This is a genomic window from Shewanella sp. SM74, from assembly GCF_025653725.1.
Lineage (GTDB): Bacteria > Pseudomonadota > Gammaproteobacteria > Enterobacterales > Shewanellaceae > Shewanella > Shewanella oncorhynchi.
Map to the genome: position 1 here is coordinate 1 of NZ_JAKKRZ010000080.1, position 1274 is coordinate 1274.

General features: G+C 48.0%; 1 protein-coding gene and 1 pseudogene. Both read left to right on the plus strand.

The features are described from left to right. Nucleotides 1-300 (plus strand): annotated as a pseudogene (locus L5M49_RS25005) (hypothetical protein); the annotation flags it as partial. Nucleotides 301-482: 182 nt separating this feature from the next. Then, nucleotides 483-1274: hypothetical protein (locus L5M49_RS25010; protein WP_263184007.1), on the plus strand; the 792-nt coding region annotated here is incomplete at its 3' end.

The window sequence follows — 1274 nt, forward strand, 5'->3', positions numbered from 1 at the left end:
ACCACCTCAATAAGTGCTATCAAGCGTGGACACCCCCATATGATAAAAGTGACCCACAAGAGGCCATATATATCGTGTGATACAGACAGGTTTTATTTCGGATATTATTCAAATCTCGACTGTTATTGCCATCCCGAAGATATGCATAAAGTGTTGTCGCTACTGATGAAGCAATTACCGGGGTCGGAACTCTTTTTATTGAAAAATGAACGAATAGTTGGCCTCTCTAAAGTTGGCACCCGTGACGGCAAACTAGCCCAACTGTCAGATTTCGCCCCTAAGAATCCCCAGCCCAGTTAACGTTTTTTCTCGCGCCTGTTATTGGCGTGAGATTCGGTGTCATCAGTGGCAGCTTTGCCACCAAGATGCTAACAGACTTTTTAGCGGCAAGGTCGTCAAGGGCGAGAAAACATTAAGTACGAGCTGTGTGGGTAGGTTAACGATGACCGTGCAGTCCGTAGGTACAGCAAAGGAATAGCTATATGAATAAGAGAGCAGCGCCGCAGCAGTCGGCGTCGACAGAGCAAGAGACGCAACCGTTGGACGACAGTCGGTATGAAGACCTGCCGCGCACTGAGTACCTGCAATTACCCCAAGAGGAGCAAGACCGGCTCTATCAGTTGCGTCAGCAGCGGGTGCGTGAGGCGCCCACCCTCTATGAGTGGGATATTAAGGTAGCGACTGTGTATGGCATTGGGTGGATCATGGTCCTTATTCCGTGCGGGATTACGGCTCTAGTTGGGTTGGTGACATACTGGTATGGATTTGAGCAATGGTATTATTTTCTCATCATAGCGATGATTTTTGGGCCATTTATGCGCTACCTCTGGTTGGCTGACAAACAGTACCACTATCGGCTCACCACCGAGGGGCTGGTCACCACCTATCATGATGCTATTCCGGATGCAGCCTATGCGGTAGTGCGGGGGCTGGCTTGGTTTGGTGTGGTGGTTTGTATTGTCGGGGTGGCCTTTTTAGGCCCAGCAGCGCTGGTTGGTGTAGGTGGAATGGCTCTGGGGGCATTGTTCTTTACTGGTTTTAAAAATGTAGAAACCACCTCAATAAGTGCTATCAAGCGTGGACACCCCCATATGATAAAAGTGACCCACAAGAGGCCATATATATCGTGTGATACAGACAGGTTTTATTTCGGATATTATTCAAATCTCGACTGTTATTGCCATCCCGAAGATATGCATAAAGTGTTGTCGCTACTGATGAAGCAATTACCGGGGTCGGAACTCTTTTTATTGAAAAATGAACGAATAGTTGGC